We start from the raw sequence: 6,000 nt of genomic DNA on the forward strand, positions 1-6,000 counted from the left end.
CTCGCACCGGCCGCGGGGCGGCGAAAAGGGCCTTCAGTCCTGGTGAGATCTCCTGAGCAGCCAATACGTCGGCAGCACCACGGCCCACAGCACGGCCAGCGAGCTGAGGACCGGGAGCAGCGAGATGAGCGCGGTCCGCCCGGCGACCCGCACCAGGTCGGGGTTGCGGGAGTCGTACTCGACGCGCACCAGCTGCCCGACCTGGAGGTCGGTCGGGTAGAGCACGCCGTTCGGCGGGATGTAGACGCGACCGTCCTCGGTGTTGAACCGCACGACGGTCCGGGTCAGCGAGGTGTCCACGACCTCGGCGACCGCCTGGCCCCGCGATTCCACGATCGTGCGGTCGTTGATGAAGCAGGCCCCGATGATCGACAAGCCCATGACCGTGAGCAGCGCACCGGTGATGAGCACACCCCGGGCCACCCGGCGGCGGACACGGCCGGGCGAGGACTTCGACGCCGCCCGATCACCGTCCGTGTTGGAGCCGGTCACCGAGTCGGCCGCGTCCTGGGTCACCGCGTCGCCTGCCACGGTGACCGATTGTAGGGGTCGAGTGGTGCGGTGCCGGGCTCGTGTCGAGAGCCACGTGGCCGCTCGGCACACCCGAACCGTCACGCCGAATACGCTCCAAGCGTGGCGACTACATCCCGGCGGCTGATGGCGCGCACCCGCAGGCTCGACCCGGCCGACCCCCGGCACGACCGGCCGCTGCTGGACCTGCTGCCCGGTGGCGAGTCGCTGAGCTGGGTCCGCGAGGGCGAAGGCCTGGTCGGATGGGGCTGCGCGGCCCGCCTCGACACCTCCGGCGCCGCCCGCTTCGCCGACGCCGACTCGTGGTGGCGGCGGCTGTGCGGGCACATCGACGTCGACGACGCCGTGGGCCTGCCGGGCTGCGGCCCGGTGGCGTTCGCGAGCCTGGCGTTCGCCGACCAGCCGGGCGACTCGGTAATGGTGCTGCCCGAGGTCGTCATCGGGGAGCGCGACGGCGTCCGCTGGATCACCACTGTCGGCGATCCGGACTCGGCCCCCACCACCGGCAGCGATGCCGCTGAGCTCGCGCGGGAGCCGGTGCGCCAGCCGGGCACGGTCTCCTACAGCGACGGGTGGCTGTCGGCCACCGGCTACCGGCAGGCGGTCGCCGAGGCGGTGCGGCGGATGCGCTCCTCCGGCGACGAGCTGCGCAAGATCGTGCTCGCCCACGACCTGCTCGCCAACACCTCCGAGCCGCTCGACGAGCGGTTCCTGCTGCACAACCTGGCCGCGCGCTACGACAACTGCTGGACCTTCGCGGTGGACGGGCTGGTCGGCGCCACCCCGGAGCTGCTGCTGGAGCGGCGCGGTTACGAGGTCCGCTCGCGGGTGCTGGCCGGCACGGCCTGGCCGCACCCGGGCCGCACCGACGACGAGATCGCCGCCGAGCTGCTGAGCTCGGAGAAGAACCGCAGCGAGCACTCCTACGCCGCCGAGTCGCTGGCCGAGGCCTTGCGCCCGTTCTGCAGCGAGCTGTCGGTGCCCTCGGCCCCGTCGGTGCTGCGGCTGCGCAACGTGCTGCACCTGGCGACGGACGTGGAGGGCAAGCTCGCCGACACCCCGACCCGCTCGGGCAGCCCCGACCTCCCGGGCGTTCCCGACGGGTCCGGCCTGCTCACGATGGTCGAGGCGGTGCACCCGACCGCGGCGGTCGGCGGCACGCCCACGGCCGACGCGGTCCCGGCGATCGCGGAGCTGGAGGGGATGGACCGCGGCCGCTACGCGGGCCCGGTCGGCTGGATCGACGGCGCGGGCAACGGCGAGCTCGGCATCGCCCTGCGCTGCGGGCAGATCGAACAGCAGAGCACCGCCGGAGGCGTCTCCGGCGGTGCTCGCAGTGCCCCCGGGGTTCGTGGCGGCCCCGGGGTCCGTGGCGGTCGGGTCCGGCTGTTCGCCGGAGGCGGAATCGTCCCCGACTCCGACCCGGACCTCGAAGTGGCCGAAGCCGAGGCCAAACTCCTCCCGGTGCGCGAAGCGCTGGAAGGTGTCCTCTAGGGCCTGTTCGTGCATGCGGCGGAGCCGCGTTCTCTTCCACCACCCCGGCAACTGGCACCGGCGCGGGTTCTGAGCGCCTTCGTGGCGAGCACGCCGGGACGCCGCGTATTCGAATGCTCAAGGAGCGGCGCACGGAGTCCACGAAGGCGCTCAGGTTCCGCCACCCGCACCGCCACGCAGGTTGACCACGAACCGGTTCCCAGCTCAGTGCTCGTGCAGGAGTTCGTGCGCGCGGTCGATCTCCGAAACTGCCGGGGGTGCGGGCGCGTTCTCGCGGGCGGCGCTGGCGGCGACGCCGGTGGCCGGGTTCACGGCGGGCTTCCCGGGGGTGAACAGCCAGGCGTTGAACACGTCGTCGAGCTGCTTGCCCGACTTCTGCTCCGCCAGCTCCACGAACTGCTCGATGGTGCCGGTCGAGTGGCGGCGCTCGGCCGCCCAGGTGCGGGTGATGTCGATCATCGCCTCGTCGCCGACGACGGTGCGCAGCGCGTGCAGCGCCATCGCACCCCGGTCGTAGACGGCCTCGTGGAAGACGTTGTCGGGTCCGGGGTCACCGGGCAGGACCTGCCAGAACGGATCGTCGGCCGGGTGCGAGCCGTAGTAGTGGTCGAACAGCTCCTGGGCGGTGCCGGTGCCGTGCGCCTCCGACCACAGCCACTCCGAGTAGGACGCGAATCCCTCGTTGAGCCAGATGTCGCGCCAGGTGTCGGCCGACACCGAGTCGCCGAACCACTGGTGGGCGTTCTCGTGCACGACCACCGACACGTTCGCCGCGCTCTGGAAGAACAGGTGGCTGTAGGTCGGCCGGGTCTGGTTCTCCAGCGCGAAGCTCAGGCCCTCTGACGGGACGACGCCGCCTTGGGCGGACACCGGGTACTCGCCGAACAGCCCGCTCAGGAAGTCCAGGACCTCCGGGGTGCGCTCGATGCTCGCCTTCGCCGGACCGGCCAGCGGGCCGAGCTTGTCGGAGTAGGCGGTGACGAACGGCTGCCCGAAAGCGCCGGTCTTGCTGACGATCTCGTACTGGCCGATGGTCATGAACGCCAGGTAGGTGGCGGTCGGCTCGGTGTTGCGCCAGTTCCAGGTGGTCCAGCCGGCGAGGGTGCTGCGGCGGGTGTTCACGCCGTTGGAGACGACCTCGGTGCCGTCGGGCACCGTGACGGCCACGTCGTAGGTCGCCTTGTCGCGCGGGTGGTCGTTGCCGGGGAACCACCAGGAGGAGATCTCCGGCTGGCCGATCGCCAGCGCCCCGTCGGAGGTGCGCACCCACGGGTTGAAGCCGTTGACGTCGACGGCCGAGGGCGTGCCCTCGTACTCCACGACGAACGTCGCCATCTCACCCTCCGGCAGCGTGTCCGGCGGGGTCACGGTGAGCTCCAGCCCGTTCTGGGAGAACTGCGCCGGTGCGCCGTTGACCAGCACGGACTTGGCGGTCAGCGCGAAGTCCAGGTTGAACGCCGTCAGGTCCTGCGTGGCGGTCGCGACGATCGTCGCGGTGCCCCGCAGGTGGTCGTCGGCCGGTTGGTAGCGCAGCTGCAGGTCGTAGTGCGACACGTCGTAGCCGCCGTTGCCGTAGCCCGGGAAGTAGGGGTCACCCGCTCCCGGCGCACCCGGTCCCGCACTGCCCGCCAACGCCGGCGCGGCGAACATCGCGCTCGCGCAGCAGGCCGCCATCACCGCGCGCAGGCTCCGCCGCTGCACCGCGCTGCCGGGCCGCTTCACCGCCTTGCTGGGCCGCTTCATCACCCTGCTGGGTCGAATCACCCTGCCACCTCCTCGAACTTCAGGTCCGATCAGGAGAGTAGGCAACCGCGTTCACACCCGGCGGGCTTTTCGAGCCGAGTTTTTCCCATCACCACACGGAAAAACGCGAATGCACACCAATGGAGTACGGCGTTGCCACCGGCCACAATGGCCGGTCGAACACCGACGAGCGCTGGAAGCGCACCGCGTTCGCGTTCCGTCGAGCCAGGAATCGTTCGTCCCGCAACGACTTTCACGTCGCTGCGGCAGGCCTTTCAGGCCGGTCGCGCCTCAGCCGAGCAGTGCGGACCGGACCGCCGCGTGCAGCCGCTGGTGCACCGCGCGCAGTTCCTCGCGGTCGGCGCGCACCTCGACCACGCGCAGACCGGGCTTCGGCCGCAACGCCTCGCGCAGCTCGGCGTGTCCCGGGACCTGGACGTGCTCGACGCCGTGCGCCGCGCACAGCCGCCCCAGGTCGGTGCCGTGCGGCGTGCCGAAGACGCGGTCGAAGGAGTCGCCCCTTTCCGGGCCGCGCTGATCGGGGTTGCGCTGATCCGATCCGCGCTGCTCCGGGCTGCCCTGTTCCAGCAGGCTGAAGATGCCGCCGCCGTCGTCGTTGAAGACCACGATGGTCAGGTCGGGTCGCTGCTCGTACGGGCCGAGCACGAGGCCGTTGCTGTCGTGCAGGAACGTCAGGTCGCCCAGCAGCGCGTAGGCCGGGCCGCCGTGCCCGGTGGCCGCGCCGAGCGCGGTCGACACCGTCCCGTCGATTCCGGCCGCACCGCGGTTGCGGTGCACCAGGACGTCGGGGCGCTGCCGCGCGGCGAGCGCGACGTCCCGGCTCGGGTTCGACGACCCGAGCACCAGCAGCGCGTTCTCCGGCAGCGCGTCGACGACCTCGCGCGCCACGGCGGGTCCGTTCGGCCACCGCTCCAGGTCGAGCGCGGCGTGCAGCGCCGCCGAGGCCTTCTGGTCGGCCTGCTGCCAGGCCGTGAGCCACTGCGGGTCCACCACTCCCGGCCCGCTCGGATCGGGCCCGGAACCGAATGCCTCCGCGACCTCGCGCACGTTGTGCGCCGGCGCGGGCCAGTCGACCCCGTTCCCGTCAACGCCGCCGTGCGCCAGCAGCACCTCCACGTCGGTGTCGGCCAGCAGTCGCTGGACCTGGCGGAACACCGTCGGGCGCCCCACGCAGAGCACCTGCTCTGGCCGGTGTTCGCGGACGAACTCGGGCAGGTTGAGCAGCCACATGCCGGTGCTGATCGCGGCCGCGCCGGACACCCCGACGCCGCCGACCTCCGACAGCACGGGCCAGCCGTAGCGCTCGCCCCAGGCGCTGGCGGCCTCGGCGCCCCAGTCGCCGACCAGCACCAGGCCGCGCCCGGGCCGGAGCCGCGACAGCGAGCTCGGCCCCGCGCCGCGGTCGGCGACCTCGGTCCACCGCTCCCCGCCGGGACGTCCCTCCAACGACTCGAACCACTCCGCGTCGTCGTCGGGCACCAGCGGCTCGCGGAAGGGCACGTTGAGGTGCACCGGTCCTCCGCGCATGCCGCAGGAGGCCGCGCTCCACGCTCGGCAGACCTGACTGCGCCAGTAGGCGTTCTGGCCCGCCCGGGACTCGGCCACGCCGAGCTCGTCGAACAACCGCACCTCGCTGCCGTACAGCCGGTGCTGGTCGATGGTCTGGTTGGCGCCCGCCGCGCGCAGCTCCGGTGGCCGGTCGGCCGTGATCACCAGCAGCGGCACGCCCGCGTGGTACGACTCGCTGACCGCCGGGTGCAGGTTGCTCGCGGCCGTGCCGGAGGTGCAGAACACCGGGACCGGCCGGTGCGTGCGCGCCGCCAGACCCAGCGCCAGGAAACCCGCGCTGCGCTCGTCGATCCGGACGTGCAGCCGCAACCGCGCTGCGTGCGCGGCCCGATGCAGAGCGTAGGCGAGAGGTGCGTTGCGGGATCCCGGGGCGAGCACCGCGTGGCGCACCCCGTTCCGGACGAGCTCATCGACGATGACCTCAGCCTGGGCTGTGGACGGGTTCAACCGATCACCTCTGAAATCGCCTGGCGGACAACGGAGAAGGGTCCGCGGCGACCTTCTCCGGCGTCCACGCAAGCACCGGGGGACCGCGGGGAGGACCCCGCGCCGAGCACTTGCTACCCCTATTGTCCCAGGTGTGCAGAATCCCGTTGTGTCTGAGCTGTTTGATCCGAAGTTGTGGGAGCCGGTCGAGGGCTT

Annotated in this window: 4 protein-coding genes; 1 reads left to right on the forward strand and 3 read right to left on the reverse strand. The window is 72.1% G+C overall.

All coding sequences use genetic code 11. The annotated features are described in order from the left end of the window. Positions 1–33: 33 nt before the first annotated feature. Complete coding sequence (locus QFW96_RS11010) at positions 34–531, reverse strand: DUF3592 domain-containing protein (protein WP_281455464.1); 498 nt, start codon at positions 529–531, stop codon at positions 34–36. Positions 532–633: 102 nt separating this feature from the next. On the opposite strand from QFW96_RS11010, the gene QFW96_RS11015 reads away from it, so the two are divergent. Beyond that, entirely contained in the window at positions 634–2,025 is a 1,392-nt protein-coding gene (locus QFW96_RS11015) for an isochorismate synthase (RefSeq protein WP_281455465.1), read from the forward strand. 204 nt (positions 2,026–2,229) lie between these two features. Here QFW96_RS11015 and QFW96_RS11020 read toward each other — a convergent pair whose 3' ends face one another. Both QFW96_RS11020 and menD read right to left on the reverse strand, forming a co-directional pair. Continuing rightward, positions 2,230–3,699: a M1 family metallopeptidase gene (locus tag QFW96_RS11020; RefSeq protein WP_281455480.1), complete on the reverse strand. Its 1,470-nt coding sequence runs from the start codon at positions 3,697–3,699 to the stop codon at positions 2,230–2,232. 360 nt (positions 3,700–4,059) lie between these two features. Next, on the reverse strand, positions 4,060–5,805 hold the full coding sequence (gene menD / locus QFW96_RS11025; RefSeq protein ID WP_281455466.1) for a 2-succinyl-5-enolpyruvyl-6-hydroxy-3-cyclohexene-1-carboxylic-acid synthase: 1,746 nt from the start codon (positions 5,803–5,805) through the stop codon (positions 4,060–4,062). Positions 5,806–6,000 lie beyond the last annotated feature (195 nt).

The sequence above is a fragment of the Saccharopolyspora ipomoeae genome (assembly GCF_029952525.1).
Lineage (GTDB): Bacteria > Actinomycetota > Actinomycetes > Mycobacteriales > Pseudonocardiaceae > Saccharopolyspora > Saccharopolyspora ipomoeae.